Consider the following 18,442-nt stretch of genomic DNA (forward strand, 5'->3'; position numbering starts at 1 on the left):
AAAAGCCCATTAGGAGACAAGCACCATGGCAAACGTTGAATGGTCTGGCGGCCAAGAGCACTGGACCCACAAAGGCGACATCCGTCTTTTTTTGTGGCAAAAACCAGCATCCCCCAAAGTCCCGTATGCGGGCACGGTTTTGTTTGTGCATGGTTCGTCCATGGCCTCACAACCCACGTTTGATTTGAGCGTGCCCGGACGACCGCACTCGTCCGTGATGGATTGGTTTGCCGAGCGCGGCTTTGACACTTGGTGCATGGACAACGAAGGCTATGGCCGTTCGGACAAACATCGCCCCATTAACTTTGACATCAGCAATGGGGCCGATGACCTGTCGGCGGGCAGCGCCTACATTCTTGAAAAAACAGGCGCCAAGCAACTGCTGGTCTACGGCATATCTTCAGGCGCCCTGAAGGCCGCCTTGTTTGCACAAAGGCATCCAGAGCGTGTCGCCAAATTGGCACTGGACGCTTTTGTGTGGACGGGTCAAGGCAGCCCAACTTTGGCCGAGCGGACCAAAAAACTGCCCGAGTTTTTGGCCAAAAACAGCCGCCCCATCGACAGAGCGTTTGTGCACAGCATCTTCAACCGTGACCATGCCGAGTGCGCAGACGACGCCACCAAGGATGCCTTTGCCGATGCCATCCTGACCTTGGACTCATCCATGCCCACGGGCACCTACGTGGACATGTGTTCCAAGTTGCCGTTGGTGGACCCCACCCAAGTCAAGGCCGCCACGCTCATCATGCGCGGCGAATACGATGGCATAGCCAGCTTGGACGACCTGATCAACTTCTACAAGTTGCTGCCCTGCACCAACAAGCAATTCAGCATCATGCAAGGCATCTCGCATGCCAGTTTCCAGCAAAAAAACCACCTGATGGTGTACCAAATTTTGCACAGCTTCTTTTCTCAGCCAGACCCTATCTACAAAGGTTAAACATGAAAAAGCTATTGAACACGGTGTGCGCGGCTGCCTTGTTGGTGCTGTCTTTGGGCGCAGCCCAAGCCCAGACCTACCCCAGCAAGCCGGTCAAAATTGTGGTGCCTTTTGGGCCGGGTGGTTTCACCGATGTCGTGGCCCGAATTCTGGGCGTCAAATTGAGCGAAAGCTTGGGTCAACCGGTCGTCATCGAAAACAGACCTGGCGCGGGCTCGATGATCGGCTCTGACCAAGTGGCGAAATCGGCACCCGATGGGCACACCCTGTTGATTGTTTCTTCCACGCATGTCATCAGCCCTTGGATTTACAAAAGCGTCCCCTACGACCCCATCAAGGCGTTTGTACCCGTGACCAAGTTGGTGGATTCGCCCTATGTGTTGTTGACCAATCCGAAAGTGCCTGTCAAAAACGTGCAAGAGTTCATTGCCTTGGCCAGAGCGCAGCCTGACGCCATCCATTACGCATCGTCCGGCAACGGCAGTGCGCAGCATTTGATCGGTGGCTTGTTTGCCTCGATGACCAAAACCCAGCTCAAGCACGTGCCTTACCGCAGCAGCAATTTGGCCGCCACAGACTTGGTCGCCGGCGTGGTGGAAAGCAGTTTTGCGGGGGTGCCCAACGCTTTGGCGCAAGTGCCCAATGGCCGTCTCAATGCCCTGGCGGTGACCAGTGCCAAGCGGATTCCTCAGTTGCCCAATGTGCCCACCATGCAAGAGGCCGGCGTTGCAGGTTTTGATGCCACCATTTGGCTGGCGCTGTTGGCGCCTGCCGGTACGCCTGCCAGCATCGTTAACCGCTTGAACAGCGACGTGGCCAAAATCATGAACACACCCGAAACGCAAAAGGCCATGTTTGATGCGGGTGTTGAAGTCAGTTTGTCTACCCCTGCCGCGATGTCGCAACTCATGGTCTCCGAAATGGAGAAATGGGGCAAAGTCGTCAAAGAGGCAGGCATCAAGTTGGAATAAAGCCTGCACCAAGGCCCCTTCAAATTGTTGAGTTGGTTCAATTTAAAACGCACTGGATACACAGGAGACACATCATGTTCAAGCAACAAAAATTTTTCAAATTCTTAGCCATTGGTTTGGCCATGACCGCCGGCCTCGCCCAAGCTCAAAGCTACCCCAACCGGCCCGTGAAAATCGTGGTGCCATTTGCAGCGGGTGGGCCAGCCGATAACTACGCTCGTTTTATGGCGCAACGACTGACCGAGGAACTCAAGCAGTCGTTCGTGATTGACAACAAACCCGGCGCGGGTTCGATCATCGGCACCGACTTGGCGGCCAAGTCGCCAGCCGATGGTTACACCTTGTTGATGATGTCGAACACGCACACCGTCAACGAGTCCTTGATTCCCACCAAACCGTTTGCCTTGATGCGCGATTTTGTGGGCATCGCACCCATCAATTACTCGGCTTTGCTGTTGGTGGCCCACCCCTCTGTGCCTGTCAAAAACGTGGCTGAGTTGGTGGCTTTGGCCAAATCCAGACCCGGCAAGATCAACTATGCCTCCTCCGGCAACGGCACGCCGTACCACATGGCGGGCGAGCTGTTCAAATTCATGGCGGGCATCGACATGACCCATGTGCCCTACAAAGGCAGCTCCGGTGCACGCACCGACATCGTGGGCGGACAGGTGGATGTGATGTTCGATGCGGAAACCACCATGGCCACTTTGTCACGCGAGGGCAAGGTCCGTGCGTTGGCTGGTACCGGTTTGACCCGTTCCAGCAACCTGCCCGACTTGGCCACTGTCCATGAGTCGGGTGTGCCCCGGTTTGAAGCCAGCATTTGGTTGGGTTTGATGGCGCCCAAAGGCACGCCCGCCGATGTGGTGAACAGGCTCAACGCGGAAGTGCGCAAGATCGTGAACAACCCCGACGTGAAGGCCGCTTGGGCCAAGCAAGGTGCGGTGCCCATGTCGATGACCGTCTCCGAGTTCGACCAGTACCTGAGTGCTGACATCGCCAAGTGGGCCAACATCGTGAAGATCTCTGGCGCCAAACCGGACTGATCCATGCCCCAGGCTGTGGCACAAGGCGTGCGATTTCAGCTGAACGGACGCAGCGTGTCCGTGCAAGGTGAAAGCGGGCAAAGCCTGCTGGACCTTTTGCGCAACACCTTGCACCTCAAAGCCACGCGCATGGGCTGTGGGCAAGGCCAGTGCGGTGCTTGCCGCGTCATGCTGGATGGCCACGCCGTGTCGTCCTGTGAAACGCCTTTGTGGGCGGTCGAAGGGAAAGCCGTGACCACCGTCGAAGGCTTGGGTAACCGGTCAGCGCCGCATGCCTTGCAAACCGCCTTCATGGAAGAGCAGGCCATGCAGTGCGGCTTTTGCACCAGCGGCATCTTGATGTCGGCTGCTGCTTTGCTGCAACGTCAGCCGCAACCCACTCGTCAGGAAATTGTCCAAGCCATTGATGGCAACTTGTGCCGCTGTGGGGCGCATAACCGGGTGGTGCGGGCCATCGAAAAAGCCGCGGCTCGGCTGCTGGCTGCGCCATGACGCCCGAATCTCTCAAATCGCAGCCCTTGCTGCGCCAATGGCTGGCTTTGGGGCCGGATGGTCGGGTGCAGGCGTTCTCAGGCAAGGTTGATTTGGGCCAAGGCATCTCGCACGCGCTGCGGCTGATCGTGGCCGAAGAATTGCGGCTGCCGCCCGAGCAGATCGACATGGTGCCCGCCAGCACGCTTTTCAGCCCGGATGAAGCCGTGACCTCGGGCAGCCTGTCTGTGCAGCATTCGGGCACAGCCTTGCGCTGTGCGGCCGCGCATTGGCGCGAAGCTTGCCGCCAAGCCATGGCCCAGCGCCTGGGTGTGGCGTCTGAGGAGATTCGCTGCGAAGGTGGGCAGTTCATGGAGGCTGGCCCAGTGGCCAACGGCACTTTCAGCGAATGGACCCACGCCTCGTATGCCAGCCTGTCAACGCCAGCGATGTGGGACAGCGCCATCGAGCCGGTGCATGCCCAGGCGGCGCGCGCCGCGCATGACCCGACCAACACAGCGCCAGCCCCCTTGCGTCCCGACGTGGCGGCCAAGGTGTTGGGTGAATTTGAATACATCCACGACCGTGTCATGCCGGGCGCGTCGCACCCCATGTGCCACGGCATGGTGTTTCGCCCCGGCACCCTCAGCGCCGAGCTGATCGGGCACGAGATGCAAGCGCTGGTGGCCGCATTGCAATGCACCGCAGGCGTGCTGCAGGTGGTGCATGATGGTTTGTTGTTGGGTGTGCTGACCGAGACTGAACATGTGTTGAGCCAGATCGCCCGAAAGGTCGAAGATGGCGCTGCACAAGGACAGTTTTGGCGCTGCGAAGCACAAGTGCCAGATCCCTTGGATTTGCCAAATTGGCTCAAAAACCAAGCCTTGGACACCACCGTGGTGGCCGACATTTCAGCCCCCACCCAAAGCGCCATTCACCACCGCGTGAGCGCAGAGTTTCAAAGACCGTTTGTGCAGCACGCCTCGGTGGGTCTGTGCTGTGCTTTGGCGCAATGGTCTGAGCAGCCGTCGGGCCAGCATCTGGAAGTTTGGACCCACAGCCAGGGCATTTACAACCTTCGGCGCGATTTGGCATTGGCCTTTGATGTGCCCCTGCAACGGGTGCAGGTTTCGCATGTGGAGGGTGCAGGTTGCTACGGCCACAACGGCGCAGATGATGTGGCCTGGGATGCCGCCTGGTTGGCGCAACAAGTGCCCGAGCGGCCTGTGCGGGTGCAGTGGACGCGCCAAGCCGAATTGGGCCATGCCCCTTTGGCGCCGGCCATGGCGGTGCGCATCGACGCTGCGGTTGGCGAAGCGGGGCAATTGGTCCATTGGACACAAACCGTGTGGGGCCAAGGGCATGGCACGCGGCCCGGTCGGGGCAAAACGCCAGCCTTGCTGGGCGCGTGGCAAACCGGGCAACCCTCCCCCGTGACCTTGGCCGTCAATGCCGCGATGGCGGTGGGCGGTGGCTCTGAGCGCAATGCCCAACCGCCCTACGACATCCCGTGTGTCAAAGTCCTCAACCACCGCGTGCTGAACATGCCTTTTCGTGTTTCGGCCATGCGCGCCTTGGGCGCGCCGGTCAATGTGCTGGCCGCCGAGTCGGTCATGGACGAATTGGCCCAAGGACTGTCGCAGGATCCCTTGGCGTTTCGGCTGGCGCACTTGCCGGGTGTTGAGTACGCGCGTCAAGCGGCAGTGCTGCAAGAAGTGGCCCGCATGGCAGGTTGGACCCAGCCAAAACCCACAGACCGGCCCGAAGGCTGGGGCAGGGGTCTGGCCTTTGCGCGTTACAAAAACACCGGGGCGTTTTGCGCGGTGGTGGTCGAGTTGGTAGTGGCTGAAAAAGTCAAGCTCCACAAACTTTGGCTGGCCGCAGATGTGGGCCATGTGGTGGATGCGGATGGTGCCATCAACCAGCTCGAAGGAGGCGCTTTGCAAGCGGCCAGTTGGGCGCTGTGCGAAGCGGCGCAACTGAGCCCGCAAGGCGTCACGTCGAACGACTGGAGCCGCTACCCGATATTGAAATTCAGCGACATGCCCGAAGTCACATCCAATTTGATGCCCGGTGACAGTCACCCCTCGCTGGGCGCGGGCGAGTGCAGTGCCGGACCGACCTGCGCGGCCATCGCCAACGCCATCTTCGATGCCATCGGCGTGCGCGTGCGCAGCATGCCCTTCACGCCGGACAACCTGATGCGCGCCATCGACAGCGATGCGCCTGCACATTCTTCAACCCTTCCTTAACCCGAGAGAACAACATGCATGTATTGAGTGGTGGCGCAGCCGCAGCCGTGGTCCAGGGCGTTCAGACCGAATTTGAAAAAATCTCCGGCAGCCGCATCGATGGCACCTTCAGCGCGGTGGGCATGATGCGCGACAAACTGCTGGGCGGCGCGCCTTGTGACCTCATCATCCTTACCAAGCCCCTGATCGAGCAGCTCATCGCCTCGGGCCATGTGGTGCCTGGCAGCGCACGATCTCTGGGCTTGGTCAAAACCGGTGTGGCCGTGCGCAGCGGTGCAGCCCACCCCAGCGTCAAAACGCGTGCTGAGCTGCATGCGGCCATGAGCGCCGCCCAAGGCATCTATTTCCCTGATCCGGACAAAGCCACAGCCGGCATCCACTTCATGAACGTGCTCAAGGCCTTGGGCTTGAACGAAAGTCTGCAAAGTCGTTTTCGTGTGTTCCCGAACGGCGCAAGCGCCATGGCCGCAATGGCCCAAAGCCAGGAGTCTGGCTTGATCGGCTGCACACAAGTGACCGAAATCAATTACACCGAAGGCGTCGACCTGATCGACGTGCTGCCCAGTGAGTTTGAGCTGAGCACCGATTACACCTTGGGCATCTGCACCGCATCGCACAACCCAGCCCAAGCGCAGCTGCTGTCCGATCTGTTGAGTGGCCGCGCATCAGAAGCTGTGCGCAGGCAAGGGGGCTTCGAATTCTGATGCCGACAGCCGGATTTGGCACCTCAGGTGTTGGCGCGTTTTTTGAGCCAGCGCATCAGGCCGCCCACCACCGGTAGTTTCTCGTACAGCTCTTCGGCGGCATCCCAGTAGTCGCGGTGCATCGTGACCAAGCCTTGCCCGTTGAACACCACGTGGCTGGCGCCCCGAACGGCCTGCAGGGTTTGGGTGTCAAAGCGTTTGAAGTGGAAGCGAAACTCCCAGGTCAAAAACGCTTGTTGACCATCCACCACCTGGTGCGTGACAACAAAGTGGGGCTTCTCCAATGCCACGTACATGTGCCGAAAAATCCCTTCAATGGCGGGCAAGCCCTGAACCTCATTGAACGGGTCTTTGAAACTGGCCTCGGGGGCGTAAATCGTGCGCAACTGAGACACGCTTTGCGGTGTCAGTGTTTCATAAAAAGTGGCCAGATTTTGCGTGGCTTGTCGGTTGTCCATGTGGGGCTTTCGGTTCAGATTCACAGCCCCGTGAACTTGCGCACCAGCGGAAAGTACAGGCGGTAAGGCAACAAACGCAGCAGTTTGAGCCACAGGGTGAAGCGTTTGGGAAAGTGGATGTCGAACTGGCCTTGGGCCCAACCCTTGAGCATGTCGCGGGCCGCTTGCTCTGGGCTGATCAAGGCCGGCATGGTGAATTCGTTTTGCGCCGTGAGTGGTGTGGCCACAAAGCCGGGGTTGACCACACTCACACCGATGCCCTGGTCTTGCAAGTCCATGTAAAGGGTCTCGGCCAAATGCGTGAGCGCCGCTTTGGTGGGGCCATAGGCCAAGCCATTGGGCAGGCCACGCCAACCGGCCACACTGCTGAGCAAACTGATGTGACCGTTTTGGCGTGCCAGCATGCCGGGCAGCACCGCATGGAGGACTTGCAAAGCGCCTTGGTAGTTGACCTTGTCGTGTTGCAACAAATCGTCGAGGTCGATGGCTGTGGCGCGTTGGGCGCGGTAATAACCTGCGGCATAGACCACCAGGTCCAGCGGTCCTTCGGCTTGCAGGGCTTTGGCGGTGGCTTGCACCTGTTCTGGGTCGCTCACATCGAGCGCACGCCATTGCACATGCGCATCCTGCGCCGCCCAGTCCAACACACCTTGTGGGTTGCGTGCCGAAACGATCACATGGGCGCCTGCTGCGCGCAGTGCTTGGGCGCAAGCCAGGCCAATGCCGGTGGAAGCACCCACCAACCAGACTCGGCGGCCTTGCCAATCGGTAATGGGGGTGTTCAATTGCAGCCAGCTGCGTGGCGTGGGTTTGGCGTGCGATGGCGCGACACCTGTGGTTTGCGGACCGACTTTGGGCATGGCCATGTCGGCCGATAGGGCGGAATGCCCCAGCACGGTGCCCATGGCGTTCAGTCCTGAATTGGAGGGATTGGGGTTCATGCGCATCAACCCGGCTTGGCCGCCAAAGGCGTGCGCCGCGTGAACGACAAAGTGACCTCACCCAGCTTCACGCCCCATTTGCTCATGGTGGCCTTGTTGAGCATGACACGGTCATCCATCAAGAACATCCAGTCGTCAAAATCGACGTGCCACACCCGACCCTCAACGGGCAAGGCCAGGGTATAGCCCCAGCGAAATGCGTTGCCACTGACTTGGCCTGTGGCCTCGCCCACCACATCGTCGGCGCGCCCCGTGAAAGTGCCGTTGGGTCCGGCTTTGAGCCGCCAGATGCGGCGCTGCGTTGTGCCGTCCGAATACACAAAGGCTTCGTCCAGCACGCCCTCGTCGCCATTCCAGCTGCAGTCCATGACCACGGTGAAGCGCTTGACCACTTGGCCACTGCGGTCGGTGAACACACCCCAAGCGTCGATGGTGCCCGTGAAATAAGTGCGCAAATCCAGGACAGGTTTTTCCTGGGCGTAGTTTTGCACCTGTGGCCCGGCACAGCTGGCCAAAAAGGGCGTGCTTGCCACCATGGACAAAGCGCCCAGTCGGGTCAAAGCTGTGCGGCGGTGGATCATGGCGTTTGGATGGCGCATGGAGGACTCCCGTTGTCTACATTCAAAGCGGCTCATGCCGAAGGGTGGGCCTTTGCGGGCCCCAAAATCAAATCCGGCTGGCGCATCAGGCTGAGGTACAAAGCCAAGCCTGCCAACAACTTGAGCACGCAAGGCAGCAGGCCATAAGCCAGGCCCAGCGCCATCACGGCATCGGCATCTTGCTGACCAGGTGCATAGCCCCACAAACCCAGCAGTGGCAAGGACAAGCCTGCAGCCAAGGCCAAATTCAGTTTGGTGGCCAGATTCCACCAGCCCATGAAAGCGCCGTCTGTGCGGCCGCGCTCGCCGCAGCGGTCAATCAATTGGTTGAGCAAAGCGCCGGGTACCGTGAGGTCCGCGCCCAGCGCCATGCCCGACAAGGCACACACCACCAAAAACCCGGTGGTATCGCCCGCGCCCAAGGTGATGACACTGATAAAAGCCAGCACCGACAAAGTCATGCCAGTGGCCCAGGTGCGCAGCAGGCCGATGCGGTCGATCACTTTGAGCCACAACGGAAACGACAGGGCACCGGCCGCAAAGTACAGACCCAAAAACAGCGGCTCCATCGCCTTGGGCGCTTGCAACAGGTCTTGCACAAAAAACAGCACCAGCGTGGCGGGTACGGCGCTGGCCAGCCCGTTGAGCATGAACACCAGCAGCAGACGCCTAAACCCGACGTGCTTCCAAGGTTGCCAAAGGCTGCTGGCCTCCAAACCCGCGTCTGCCGATGCCAGGACTGCAGGCGCTTGTTGGGCTGTGCGCTGCCAAGTGATCAAACCCAGCGCCAGCATCACCACCAGCAGTGCGGTGGTCAGCGCCCAGCCCCAAATCGCGGGCAGAGCTGACGCCAGCAACACGCCCACCAATGCAAAACCTTCGCGCCAAGCCACCCAGCGGCTTTGCGCGATGCCGCCGCCGCCTTGGCGTGCTGCCCAAGCTTGGTGCAAGATGCCCAGACCGCTGTAGGCCAAGTGGCTGAGCGTCAAGGCGCCACCCACCCACCACAACAAGCCCGCAGGCGACAAAGACGCAGCCGGTGGGAAAAACAGTGCCGCAAAGCCCAGCGCCACCACGGTGGCCAGCAGCAAGGCAGCCATCCAGACCGCTTGCCAAGAGTGGCGGTACAAACGGTCGCCAAAGCGGCCCAGCCAAGGGTCCACCACAGCGTCGATGCTGCGGCTCAGCAAAAGCACTGCACCCAGTGCCGCCAGAGGCACGCCGTACTGCTGCGCATACAGGTTGGGCAAATGCACATAGACGGGCAAAGCCACAAACGCCAAGGGCAAGCCCAGCAAGCCATAGGCGGCCGAGGTCTTGCGCTGCAGGGCGCTGGGGGTCACCGGGGCCATGTCATTCATGGTTGCAGGCCTTGCAAGAGTTGCGCACGCATCTTGGGCTCGGATGTGCGTTCATCGAGCCAGATGCCAAAAAACAAGCGCGCAAAATTCACGTCTTTCACCAGGCCAACGCGTTGACCATTGACCCAAAATTCGGCCCCTTCACCGGGCAGGTTGATGCCCGTGATGCGTTCACCTGCGCTGACGTTGGGAAACATCTCGCGCATGGCCGTCAGCCAAGCCTGTGCTTGCGCATCGGTGAAGCTGCCGACGCGTCGCATTTCGTCAATCGAACGACTGGCAATGGCCGAGCCTTCCAGCTTGCGCAGGTATTGCAACTCCAGGGCAAAAGCTTGCTGCATGGCTTGGGTGTGCCGAAAACCCCGGGGCGTCCACAACCTGGCGTCGTACACCTCAAACCCCCAAACCCGCAAGCGCACCGGCGCTGTGGGCACCACACCGCCCAAGCCGGCCAGTTCGGGGCGGCTGAAGGCGGCGTTGGGGCTGCTGACGCTGGTGCTTTGCGCTTGTGCTGCGCCCAACAGGCCACCCCATAAGACCAGGAAAAAACCGTACCGCCAGCCGTGGTGCACCAGCCAGGACATGGCGCGGGTTGTCAGTGAGGTGTGCATGTTGATTAGCCGGGTTTGGCCAAGGTGAACTGCACCACATCGATGTTGGCCTCATCGAACGCGGCTTCGCAATACGCCAAATAAAACGACCACAAGCGGATGAAGCGGTCGTCAAACTTCAGAGTCCGCACGGTGTCCAGTTGCGACATGAAACGCTCGCGCCAGCGGCGCAGGGTCTCGGCGTAATCGGGGCCAAAGTTCAGTTCATCGACCACCTGCAACCCGGCCGCTTGCGCCTGTTTGCGGAACTCGCTCGGGCTGGGCAAACAGCCACCCGGAAAGATGTACTGCTGAATGAAATCGGTGGATTGCAAATAGCGCTCAAAAAAGCGGTCGTCGATGGTGATGCTTTGCACGCAGGCACGGCCGCCGGGCTTGAGCATGCGGCTGATGGTCTGAAAGTAAGTGGGCCAGTATTCCTGGCCGACTGCCTCGATCATCTCGATCGAGCACACCGCGTCATAAGGCCCATCGTGGATGTCGCGGTAGTCCTGCAGGCGCAAATCGGCGCGCTGCTGCACACCGTGCGATTGCATGCGGGCATTGGCAAAAGCCAGCTGCTCGGTGGACAAGGTCACGCCCGTGATGTGCGCGCCAAACTCGGTGGTGGCCGCCTCGGCCAAGGCGCCCCAGCCGCAACCGATTTCCAGCACGCGGTCACCCGGCTTGGCGTTCACCATGCGCAGGGCGCGGCGCACCTTGGCCTTTTGGGCTTCGGCCATGTCTTGGGTGTGATCGCCCTCGAACCAGGCCGATGAGTAATTCATCGTCCCGTCCAGCCACAGTTCGTAAAACGCATTGCCCAGGTCGTAGTGGGCATGGATGTTCTTGCGGCTGTTGGTTCGGTTGTTGCGGTTGAGCAGGTGCTTGATGCGGTAGAACAAACGCCCCAACCAGTGGCCGTAAATGGCGCTTTCGATGTGGTCGCGGTTGGCAATGGTCAGGCGCAGCAAGGCGGCCAAGTCGGGCGTGGTCCAGTCGCCCGCCATGTAGCCCTCGGCAAAACCAATGTCGCCCGATTTGAGCACCTCGGCGCACATCTCCCAACGGTGGATGTGCAAGGTGGCAAAAGGGGCCGCGTGCGTGCCAAAAACCTGGTGGTTGCCATCGGGCGCTTGCACCGTGAGCGTGCCAATCTTCAGGCGCGTTAACAGGCTCAGCAAGCGTGCAGCGGCTTTGGGCAGGCTGGCGTGCGCAATGGGGGTGGCGCGTTGGCCCAAGGCCTGGGCGTGGTCAGCAGTCTTCATGGAGGTCGGCATCCGGTGGGGTCCAGGGTTCATCGGGTCACAAAATCACGGGGGGGTTCGGGCTTGCGCCAGAACGGTACTTTTTTCAGCCACAGCAAGAGCGCATGCCAGTGGATGCGGGTCACCACGGCCAGTGTGAGCAGCGGAAACCGCCACACCACACGGCGCAGTGCTGCCGCGGTGGCGGGCTCGAGCACACCGCTCCAGCTGGTGTCGATCAAAGGGCCATCGCCGTCGCCATGGTCCACACGCGCCACGATGCGGTCTTGTCCGTTGTGCTCTGTGCGCATGAAACGGAAACGGTATTCGCCTTGCACATCGCAAAAGGGCGAGACGTGGAACACCTTGTGGGCCAAGATGGTTTGACCGTATTGCGGCGCGGGCAACAGGTAACAGTGGCGCTCACCAAAGGTGTTGTTCACTTCGGCCACGATGGCGGCCAAGCTGCCATCGGCGCGCTGCGCGTACCAAAAGCTCACAGGCTTGAAGGCATGGCCCAGCACGCGGGGAAAAGCCTGCAGCCAGACCTCGCCTGTGGCGTCATGGATGCCTTCTTGGTGCAACAAAGCATCCAGCCAAGCCAAGGCTCCGCCGGTCTCTGCTGGACGTCCATCGCCGTGGTCGGCATCGTGAAATGCAAACCAGGCCCGGCGGTTGATGGCCAATGGCGTTGTGCACAGACCTGCCTGCACACTGCGCATGGGCAGCATCAAAAATGCCGTGGTGTAGGCGAAAGCATGGTGTGCCGGGCGGTGGCGCGTGTGCCGCACCTGGCCCCAGCCAATGAGCGCAGTCGCCGCATGGACCTGGGTGGGTGTCATGCGGCCAGTCTGTCCTGAACAGGGTTGGCCTGTTCGTGGATCAGTTTGAGCAAGGAGCGACCCACTTGCAGGCCCGATTTCAGGCCATCTTCGTGGAAGCCATAACCCGTCCAGGCGCCGGCATACCAGGTGTGCCGCTGGCCTTGCAGCAAAGGCAAACGCTTTTGGGCCTCGATGGCGCCCAGATCAAACACCGGGTGTGCGTAATCGTATTCCCCCACGATGGTGGCGGGGTCGATGGCGTGCAGCGGATTGAGCGAGACCACCACAGGCTGCTCAAACGGGATGCGTTGCAAGCGGTTGAGCAAATAGTGCAGGCACACCCGAGAGGACTCGCGCTCGGTGCTGGCGGCGCGTTCGTAGTTCCACGCGGCCCAGGTCTTGGGGTTGGCGGGCAACACGCTGGCGTCGGTGTGCAGCACGGCGCGGTTGTCTTGGTAACGAATGGCCCCGAGCAGGCTGCGCTCTTCGCCCGATGCCTCACGCAGCAAACCCAGCGCTTGGTCGGTGTGGGTGGCGATGACCACTTGGTCAAAGCGCTCGGCGTGGCCGTCGGTGATGATGCGCACGCCTTGTGCGTCGCGCTCGATCAAGCGCACGGGGGTGTTCAGCCGTTTGTCGTGCACACCCGCCAAAATTTTCTCGACGTAGTGGCGGGCACCGCCCACCACGCTGAACCACTGCGGGCGGTTGGTCACCTGAATCAGGCCATGGTTGTGGCTAAACCGGATCATGGTCGCCACCGGAAACTGCAGCATCTGGTCGGTGGGGCAACTCCAGATGCAGCCCAGCATGGGCAAGAAATACCAGTCGCGAAACGGCTCGCTGAATTGGTGCGTGCGCAAAAAGTCTGCGAGGGGCTGCTGCAGTTCTTTTTCGCGCTGCTCTTTGGCAATGCGCGTGCACAGCGCATTGAAGCGCATCACATCCAGCAACATGCGCCAAAAACGCGGGTTGAGCAGGTTGCCGCGCTGCGCGAACACGCTGTTCAGGTCGGTGCCGCTCCACTCCAGCGTGCGGCCATTCAGCGCGCCCGGTACCTTGACCGAAAACGACATGTCGGACGGTGCGGTCTCGACCTTCAGCTCGGCAAACAGGTTGATCAGGTTGGGGTAGGTGCGTTCGTTGAACACCAAAAAACCCGTGTCCACGCCATGTGTGACCGGGCCCTTGGGCGTGGGCAGCGTGATGTCCACGGTGTGGGTGTGCCCCCCGAAATAGTCGCCCGCCTCGAACACGGTGATGTCGGCGTGGTCTTTCAGGGTGTGGGCCACGGCCAAGCCCGAAATACCCGACCCGACGATCGCCAGTTTCATGCGTGGCTTGGTGGTCGGGGTCATGGCTTGGCTTTCAGGGCTTTGTCGATGGCCGACACCAGGGTTTTGCTTTCTGGCCCGGTCATGCTGCTGTACTGGTCAATCACCTTGCCATCACGGCCAATCAGGTATTTGTGAAAGTTCCAGCGGGGCTTTTGGCCGGTTTGTGCGGTGAGTTGTTTGAACAGGGGCGCAGCGCCATCGCCGGTGACCTGGGTTTTGGTGAACATGGGGAACTTCACGCCGAAAGTGCTTTCGCAAAAGGCGGCGATGTCTTTGTTGCTGCCCTTTTCTTGCGAAAAGTCATTCGAAGGGAAACCCAAAACCACCAAGCCTTGGTCTTTGTACTGGGTATTCAGGGTCTCAAGCCCTTTGTATTGGGAGGTGAAGCCGCAAAAACTGGCGGTGTTGACCACCAAAACCACTTTGCCTGCGAACTGGCACAGCGATTGGGGCTTTTCGTCTTGGAGCCTGTCAAAGGTGTGGTTCAAGATGGCTGGACACACGGCTTTTTCTTGGCCAGTGGCGGTGTTGGGGCTGGCCAAAGCGGCCTCCATGCCCAGGCCCAGCACGGCAGCCACCAGCGCCAGCAAGAGGTTGCCGCCCCATTGTTTGACCCATGAGTGATTCATTTGCACTTTTAATTCCATTTTGTGACCGATCAGTTTAAACTTGTTTGGCTTTATTGTCACGCCAGCTTTTCGCGATTGGAAAAATGAATGCCCAAACCCTCTGGTTTTAAGGGAAACAAACAGGATTTGCCGCAAAAACCCTGTGTCGTTTGCGGCAGAGCCATGAGTTGGCGCAAAAGTTGGGCCAAAAATTGGGACCAGGTGCTGTACTGCAGCGACCGCTGCCGGGCCGACAAGCCCAAGTCAGCCCATGCGGGCCCAGCCCAAACCCCCCCCATGCCGGGCAAGAAAGCCGCAGCATGACCCGCCACCTGATCTTGGTTTTGGGTGACCAACTCGGATGGGACAACCCGGCGCTCGCCGACTTTGACCCCGCCCAAGACCGACTCTTGATGATCGAGGCGGACAGCGAAGCGGGCGAAGTCTGGAACCACAAAGCCCGGATTGCCATTTTCCTGTCGGGCATGCGGCACTTTGCCAACGCAGCCCACCGCCGCAAAATGCCGTGTACTTATATGAAGGTCGACGACAAGGCCTTGCCCGCTGACTTTGCCGGTCGCTTGGCCCAGGCGCTGCAAGCGCACCGCCCCCAAGCGCTGGTGGTGATGGAGGCCGGGGCTTGGCGCATGGAAAAGTGCATCGAAGACGCCGCCGAACACGCCCAAGTGTTGCTGCGCTGGGTGGGTGACACCCACTTTTTGTGCAGCCGCGCCGAATTTGCCAAGTGGGCAGGCGACAAAAAAGAGCTGCGCATGGAGTTCTTCTACCGCGAGATGCGCAAGCGCCACGGCATCTTGATGGAAGGGAAAGAGCCCATCGGCGGGCAATGGAACTACGACGCCGAGAACCGCAAGGGCTTTGGTGCCAAAGGCCCGGGCACCGTGCCGCCGCCCGCCCGCTTTGCGCCCGACCGCGTCACGCAAGACGTGATCGACCTGGTCAACACACGCTTTGCCCAGCACCCCGGCACGCTGGACGATTTCGCCTGGGCCGTGACACGAGACGATGCGCTGGTGGCGTTGCAGCATTTCATCGACCAGCGCCTGGAAAATTTTGGCGCCTGGCAAGACGCGATGTGGACCACGCTGCCCTTTGGCTGGCACGCCTTGGTGGGCAGCAGCCTGAACCTGCACCTGCTCAACCCGCGTGAGGTGATCGTGGCGGCCGAGCAGGCTTACCATGCACGCGGTTTGCCCCTGGCCAGCGTGGAGGGCTTCATCCGACAGGTGCTGGGCTGGCGCGAGTTCATCCGGGGTGTGTACTGGCTGGACATGCCCCACATGGCCGAGGCCAACCACTACGGCCACACCCGCGATGTGCCCCAGTGGTACTGGACAGGCAAGACCCAGATGGCCTGCATGCAGGCCACCATTGGCCAAAGCCTGCAGCACGGCTATGCACACCACATCCAGCGGCTCATGGTCACCGGGCAGTTTGCGGTGCTGGCGGGCTTGTCACCGCAGCAGGTGAGTGCTTGGTACCGCGCCATGTATGTGGACGCGGTGGATTGGGTGGAAACGCCCAACACCTTGGGCATGGCCTTGCACGCCAATGGCGGCCGCTTCACCAGCAAACCTTATGTGGCCAGCGGCCAGTACGTCAGCCGCATGAGCAACTACTGCAAAGGTTGTCGCTACCAACCCGAGGTGCGCACCGGCCCCACGGCCTGCCCCATGACCACGCTGTATTGGGATTTTTTGATCCGCCACGAAAAAGACTTTGCGGGTAACCCGCGCACCGCGCTCATGGTCAAGCATGTGGGCAAGATGAGCGAAGACGATAAGGCGCAAATTCGGCAACAGGCCGATGCCACCCGCGAAGGCCTGGACGGCGTGTGAGCCTCAGACCCCGCGTGCCCGGTCTGTTTTGAACTGCGCCCGGAAAGCCGAAAACTGCCCAGCGTCCAGCGATTCACGCACCTCGCGCATCAGGTTCAGGTAGTAGTGCAGGTTGTGGATGGTGGTCAGCATGGGGCCGAGCATTTCGCCGCAGCGGTCCAGGTGGTGCAGGTAGGCGCGGCTGAAACCCTCGCGCCCACCGTTGTCCCACGACACGCTTCCGCTACCGGAGGGCGATCCTGTCGGACTGCCTGCGCAGGCATAGCAGGTGCAACTGGTGTCCAGCGGTTGCGGGTCATTTTTGTGGCGGGCGTTGCGCAGCTTCAGGTCGCCAAAGCGGGTGAACACCGTGCCGTTGCGGGCATTGCGGGTGGGCATCACGCAGTCGAACATGTCCACCCCATCGGCCACGCCTTGCACCAAGTCTTCGGGCGTGCCCACGCCCATCAAGTAACGCGGCTTGTGGGCAGGCAGTCGGTGCGGGGTGTGCGCCATGATTTGCAGCATCAGGTCTTTGGGCTCGCCCACGCTCACGCCGCCCACCGCGTAGCCCGGGAAGTCCATTGCCACCAGCGCTTCGAGCGATTCCTGACGCAGGTTTTCAAACATGCCGCCTTGCACAATGCCAAACAGCGCGTTGGGGTTTTCAAGGCGCGCAAACTCGTCTTTGCTGCGCACGGCCCAGCGGCGGCTCATCTCCATGGATTTGCGCGCTTCGGCCTCGGTCGTCAGGTGACCCTTGGTCTCGTAAGGCGTGCACTCGTCGAGTTGCATCACGATGTCGGAGTTGAGGATGGTTTGGATCTGCATGCTCACTTCGGGCGACATGAACAGCTTGTCGCCGTTCACGGGGCTGGCAAAGGTCACGCCTTCTTCGGTGATCTTGCGCATCTCGCCAAGCGACCAGACCTGAAACCCGCCCGAATCGGTCAGGATCGGTTTGTCCCATTTTTCAAATTGGTGCAGGCCGCCAAAACCTTTCATGATGTCCAGCCCCGGGCGCATCCACAAATGGAAGGTGTTGCCCAGAATGATCTGCGCGCCCATCTCGTGCAGGCTGCGCGGCATCACGCCTTTGACGGTGCCGTAAGTCCCCACGGGCATGAAGATGGGGGTTTGCACCACGCCATGGTTCAGGGTCAGCGTGCCGCGCCGGGCGTGGCTGGACGGGTCGGTCTTGAGCAGGTCGAATTGGAGCATGTAGGGCCTAAAGCTGAGGCCTGAATTGTAGGAGCTGACCCTGTGCGCGATTCTGTAAGAACTCAGGCTAAAAATTCAGGCCATTTGTTCTGCGCTGGTTTTGCTGCCATCGCCAAAGCATTGCGCCACCTGCTCCCGCAACCACTGGTGCCCCGGGTCTTTGTGCAGGCGGGCGTGCCAGAACTGGTGGATGGCGCTGCCGTCTACCGCCAAGGGCAGTGCGCGGGTAGCGAGGGCAAACGGGCGAGTCACGCGCTGGGCAAAGCGCTCGGGCACGGTGGCGATCAGGTCCGAGTGGCCCAGCACATCGCCTAAAGCCACGTAGTGCGGCACCGTGAGGCGTATGCGGCGCTGTAAGCCCTGCCTTTCCAGGGCTTCGCTCAGGGCGCCATCCACCCGCCCATGTCCCGTGCCTGCCGCAATCACGCGCACATGGTCGGCTGCCGCGAAGTCGGCCAGGGTCAATTCGGGTGCACGGGCCATGGGGTGGCCTTCGCGCATCAGACAGACATAGGGCTGGCGAAACAGCGCTTGCTGAAAGAAGCCCGCTTGCAACTGCGGCAGCAGGCCCAGCGCCAGGTCGGTGCGGCCCGTGGCCATGTCCTCGCCCAGACTGTCGCTGGTCACGGCCACCACGTTCAGCGTCACGCCTGGGGCGGTCTGGGCCAGTGCGTCCATCAGCACGGGCAGGAAATACATCTCGCCCACATCGGTCATGGCCAGGGTGAAACGCCGCGCGCTGTTGGCCGGCTCAAAAGAGGCACGCACCTGCAACGCTTGCTGCAGGCCGTCGAGCGCTGCGGCCACGGGTTCGGCCAGCTGCAAGGCATAGGGCGTGGGTACCATGCCGCCCTGGGTGCGCAAAAACAAGTCGTCGTCCAGACTGGCCCGCAGACGGCCCAGGGCACTGCTGACGGCGGGCTGGCTCATGCCCAGCACCGTGGCCACGTTGGACACGCGCTTTTCCCGCAGCAGGTGGTGAAACACCAGCAGCAGGTTCAGGTCGAGGCGGGCAAGTTCCATGGCACTTTCAT

The 18,442-nt window shown here is 60.9% G+C and carries 19 protein-coding genes; 8 read left to right on the top strand and 11 right to left on the bottom strand.

The window, feature by feature from the left end; translation table 11 throughout:
- The first annotated feature begins 25 nt into the window (after nt 1-25).
- The 6 genes from B472_RS09790 to B472_RS09815 all read left to right on the top strand — a co-directional run bounded on the left by B472_RS09790 (nt 26) and on the right by B472_RS09815 (nt 6,384).
- Nucleotides 26-940 (top strand): alpha/beta hydrolase, encoded by a 915-nt coding sequence (locus tag B472_RS09790; RefSeq protein ID WP_019427413.1) that lies wholly within the window; start codon nt 26-28, stop codon nt 938-940.
- A 2-nt stretch (nt 941-942) separates the two neighbouring features.
- Nucleotides 943-1,911 (top strand): tripartite tricarboxylate transporter substrate binding protein, encoded by a 969-nt coding sequence (locus B472_RS09795; protein WP_019427414.1) that lies wholly within the window; start codon nt 943-945, stop codon nt 1,909-1,911.
- Between the two features lie 74 nt (nt 1,912-1,985).
- Nucleotides 1,986-2,957, top strand: a complete 972-nt coding sequence (locus B472_RS09800; protein WP_019427415.1) for a tripartite tricarboxylate transporter substrate binding protein — start codon at nt 1,986-1,988, stop codon at nt 2,955-2,957.
- Nucleotides 2,958-2,960: 3 nt separating this feature from the next.
- Nucleotides 2,961-3,449 (top strand): (2Fe-2S)-binding protein, encoded by a 489-nt coding sequence (locus tag B472_RS09805; RefSeq protein WP_019427416.1) that lies wholly within the window; start codon nt 2,961-2,963, stop codon nt 3,447-3,449.
- Nucleotides 3,446-5,680 (top strand): molybdopterin cofactor-binding domain-containing protein, encoded by a 2,235-nt coding sequence (locus tag B472_RS09810; RefSeq protein WP_019427417.1) that lies wholly within the window; start codon nt 3,446-3,448, stop codon nt 5,678-5,680. Before B472_RS09805 ends, B472_RS09810 begins: the two co-directional genes overlap by 4 nt.
- A 14-nt stretch (nt 5,681-5,694) precedes the next feature.
- On the top strand, nt 5,695-6,384 hold the full coding sequence (locus tag B472_RS09815; RefSeq protein WP_019427418.1) for a substrate-binding domain-containing protein: 690 nt from the start codon (nt 5,695-5,697) through the stop codon (nt 6,382-6,384).
- A gap of 23 nt (nt 6,385-6,407) precedes the next feature.
- Here B472_RS09815 and B472_RS09820 read toward each other — a convergent pair whose 3' ends face one another.
- The 9 genes from B472_RS09820 to B472_RS09860 all read right to left on the bottom strand — a co-directional run bounded on the left by B472_RS09820 (nt 6,408) and on the right by B472_RS09860 (nt 14,370).
- A complete protein-coding gene (locus tag B472_RS09820; protein WP_019427419.1) occupies nt 6,408-6,842 on the bottom strand; it encodes a nuclear transport factor 2 family protein in 435 nt (144 codons plus the stop codon).
- 20 nt (nt 6,843-6,862) lie between these two features.
- Nucleotides 6,863-7,633 carry an SDR family oxidoreductase gene (locus B472_RS09825; protein WP_026039633.1) on the bottom strand — a complete coding sequence of 257 codons (771 nt, stop codon included), beginning with the start codon at nt 7,631-7,633 and terminating at the stop codon, nt 6,863-6,865.
- A 155-nt stretch (nt 7,634-7,788) separates the two neighbouring features.
- A complete protein-coding gene (locus B472_RS09830; RefSeq protein ID WP_019427421.1) occupies nt 7,789-8,382 on the bottom strand; it encodes a DUF3833 domain-containing protein in 594 nt (197 codons plus the stop codon).
- A gap of 32 nt (nt 8,383-8,414) precedes the next feature.
- Entirely contained in the window at nt 8,415-9,743 is a 1,329-nt protein-coding gene (locus tag B472_RS09835) for an MFS transporter (protein WP_019427422.1), read from the bottom strand.
- Nucleotides 9,740-10,354 (bottom strand): chalcone isomerase family protein, encoded by a 615-nt coding sequence (locus tag B472_RS09840; RefSeq protein ID WP_019427423.1) that lies wholly within the window; start codon nt 10,352-10,354, stop codon nt 9,740-9,742. Before B472_RS09840 ends, B472_RS09835 begins: the two co-directional genes overlap by 4 nt.
- A gap of 5 nt (nt 10,355-10,359) precedes the next feature.
- The gene (locus B472_RS09845) at nt 10,360-11,601 is read right to left on the bottom strand and encodes a cyclopropane-fatty-acyl-phospholipid synthase family protein (protein ID WP_238147422.1); all 1,242 of its coding nucleotides are present in this window, start codon (nt 11,599-11,601) and stop codon (nt 10,360-10,362) included.
- 29 nt (nt 11,602-11,630) lie between these two features.
- The gene (locus B472_RS09850) at nt 11,631-12,422 is read right to left on the bottom strand and encodes a DUF1365 domain-containing protein (protein WP_019427425.1); all 792 of its coding nucleotides are present in this window, start codon (nt 12,420-12,422) and stop codon (nt 11,631-11,633) included.
- Nucleotides 12,419-13,738 carry an NAD(P)/FAD-dependent oxidoreductase gene (locus B472_RS09855; RefSeq protein ID WP_026039634.1) on the bottom strand — a complete coding sequence of 440 codons (1,320 nt, stop codon included), beginning with the start codon at nt 13,736-13,738 and terminating at the stop codon, nt 12,419-12,421. Before B472_RS09855 ends, B472_RS09850 begins: the two co-directional genes overlap by 4 nt.
- A 20-nt stretch (nt 13,739-13,758) precedes the next feature.
- Entirely contained in the window at nt 13,759-14,370 is a 612-nt protein-coding gene (locus tag B472_RS09860) for a glutathione peroxidase (RefSeq protein WP_050995462.1), read from the bottom strand.
- Nucleotides 14,371-14,457: 87 nt separating this feature from the next.
- Between B472_RS09860 and B472_RS09865 the strand changes: the two genes are divergently transcribed.
- Nucleotides 14,458-14,673 (top strand): DUF2256 domain-containing protein, encoded by a 216-nt coding sequence (locus tag B472_RS09865; RefSeq protein ID WP_081504979.1) that lies wholly within the window; start codon nt 14,458-14,460, stop codon nt 14,671-14,673.
- Complete coding sequence (locus B472_RS09870; protein WP_019427430.1) at nt 14,670-16,208, top strand: cryptochrome/photolyase family protein; 1,539 nt, start codon at nt 14,670-14,672, stop codon at nt 16,206-16,208. Before B472_RS09865 ends, B472_RS09870 begins: the two co-directional genes overlap by 4 nt.
- Before the next feature lie 3 nt (nt 16,209-16,211).
- On the opposite strand, the gene tgt is transcribed toward B472_RS09870, so the two are convergent.
- On the bottom strand, nt 16,212-17,408 hold the full coding sequence (tgt, locus tag B472_RS09875) for a tRNA guanosine(34) transglycosylase Tgt (protein WP_019427431.1): 1,197 nt from the start codon (nt 17,406-17,408) through the stop codon (nt 16,212-16,214).
- A 75-nt stretch (nt 17,409-17,483) separates the two neighbouring features.
- The gene (locus B472_RS09880) at nt 17,484-18,431 is read right to left on the bottom strand and encodes a LysR family transcriptional regulator (RefSeq protein ID WP_019427432.1); all 948 of its coding nucleotides are present in this window, start codon (nt 18,429-18,431) and stop codon (nt 17,484-17,486) included.
- Nucleotides 18,432-18,442: the final 11 nt, after the last annotated feature.

This window comes from Limnohabitans sp. Rim28, assembly GCF_000293865.2.
Taxonomy (GTDB): Bacteria; Pseudomonadota; Gammaproteobacteria; order Burkholderiales; family Burkholderiaceae_C; genus Limnohabitans_A.

Bases quoted from the DNA above. Each gene is read 5' to 3' on its own strand.
- B472_RS09790 (WP_019427413.1), top strand. From the start codon at position 26: ATGGCAAACGTTGAATGGTCTGGCGGCCAAGAGCACTGGACCCACAAA.
- B472_RS09795 (WP_019427414.1), top strand. From the start codon at position 943: ATGAAAAAGCTATTGAACACGGTGTGCGCGGCTGCCTTGTTGGTGCTG.
- B472_RS09800 (WP_019427415.1), top strand. From the start codon at position 1,986: ATGTTCAAGCAACAAAAATTTTTCAAATTCTTAGCCATTGGTTTGGCC.
- B472_RS09805 (WP_019427416.1), top strand. From the start codon at position 2,961: ATGCCCCAGGCTGTGGCACAAGGCGTGCGATTTCAGCTGAACGGACGC.
- B472_RS09810 (WP_019427417.1), top strand. From the start codon at position 3,446: ATGACGCCCGAATCTCTCAAATCGCAGCCCTTGCTGCGCCAATGGCTG.
- B472_RS09815 (WP_019427418.1), top strand. From the start codon at position 5,695: ATGCATGTATTGAGTGGTGGCGCAGCCGCAGCCGTGGTCCAGGGCGTT.
- B472_RS09820 (WP_019427419.1), bottom strand. From the start codon at position 6,842: ATGGACAACCGACAAGCCACGCAAAATCTGGCCACTTTTTATGAAACA.
- B472_RS09830 (WP_019427421.1), bottom strand. From the start codon at position 8,382: ATGCGCCATCCAAACGCCATGATCCACCGCCGCACAGCTTTGACCCGA.
- B472_RS09835 (WP_019427422.1), bottom strand. From the start codon at position 9,743: ATGAATGACATGGCCCCGGTGACCCCCAGCGCCCTGCAGCGCAAGACC.
- B472_RS09840 (WP_019427423.1), bottom strand. From the start codon at position 10,354: ATGCACACCTCACTGACAACCCGCGCCATGTCCTGGCTGGTGCACCAC.
- B472_RS09845 (WP_238147422.1), bottom strand. From the start codon at position 11,601: ATGAAGACTGCTGACCACGCCCAGGCCTTGGGCCAACGCGCCACCCCC.
- B472_RS09850 (WP_019427425.1), bottom strand. From the start codon at position 12,422: ATGACACCCACCCAGGTCCATGCGGCGACTGCGCTCATTGGCTGGGGC.
- B472_RS09855 (WP_026039634.1), bottom strand. From the start codon at position 13,738: ATGAAACTGGCGATCGTCGGGTCGGGTATTTCGGGCTTGGCCGTGGCC.
- B472_RS09860 (WP_050995462.1), bottom strand. From the start codon at position 14,370: ATGAATCACTCATGGGTCAAACAATGGGGCGGCAACCTCTTGCTGGCG.
- B472_RS09865 (WP_081504979.1), top strand. From the start codon at position 14,458: ATGCCCAAACCCTCTGGTTTTAAGGGAAACAAACAGGATTTGCCGCAA.
- B472_RS09870 (WP_019427430.1), top strand. From the start codon at position 14,670: ATGACCCGCCACCTGATCTTGGTTTTGGGTGACCAACTCGGATGGGAC.
- tgt (WP_019427431.1), bottom strand. From the start codon at position 17,408: ATGCTCCAATTCGACCTGCTCAAGACCGACCCGTCCAGCCACGCCCGG.
- B472_RS09880 (WP_019427432.1), bottom strand. From the start codon at position 18,431: ATGGAACTTGCCCGCCTCGACCTGAACCTGCTGCTGGTGTTTCACCAC.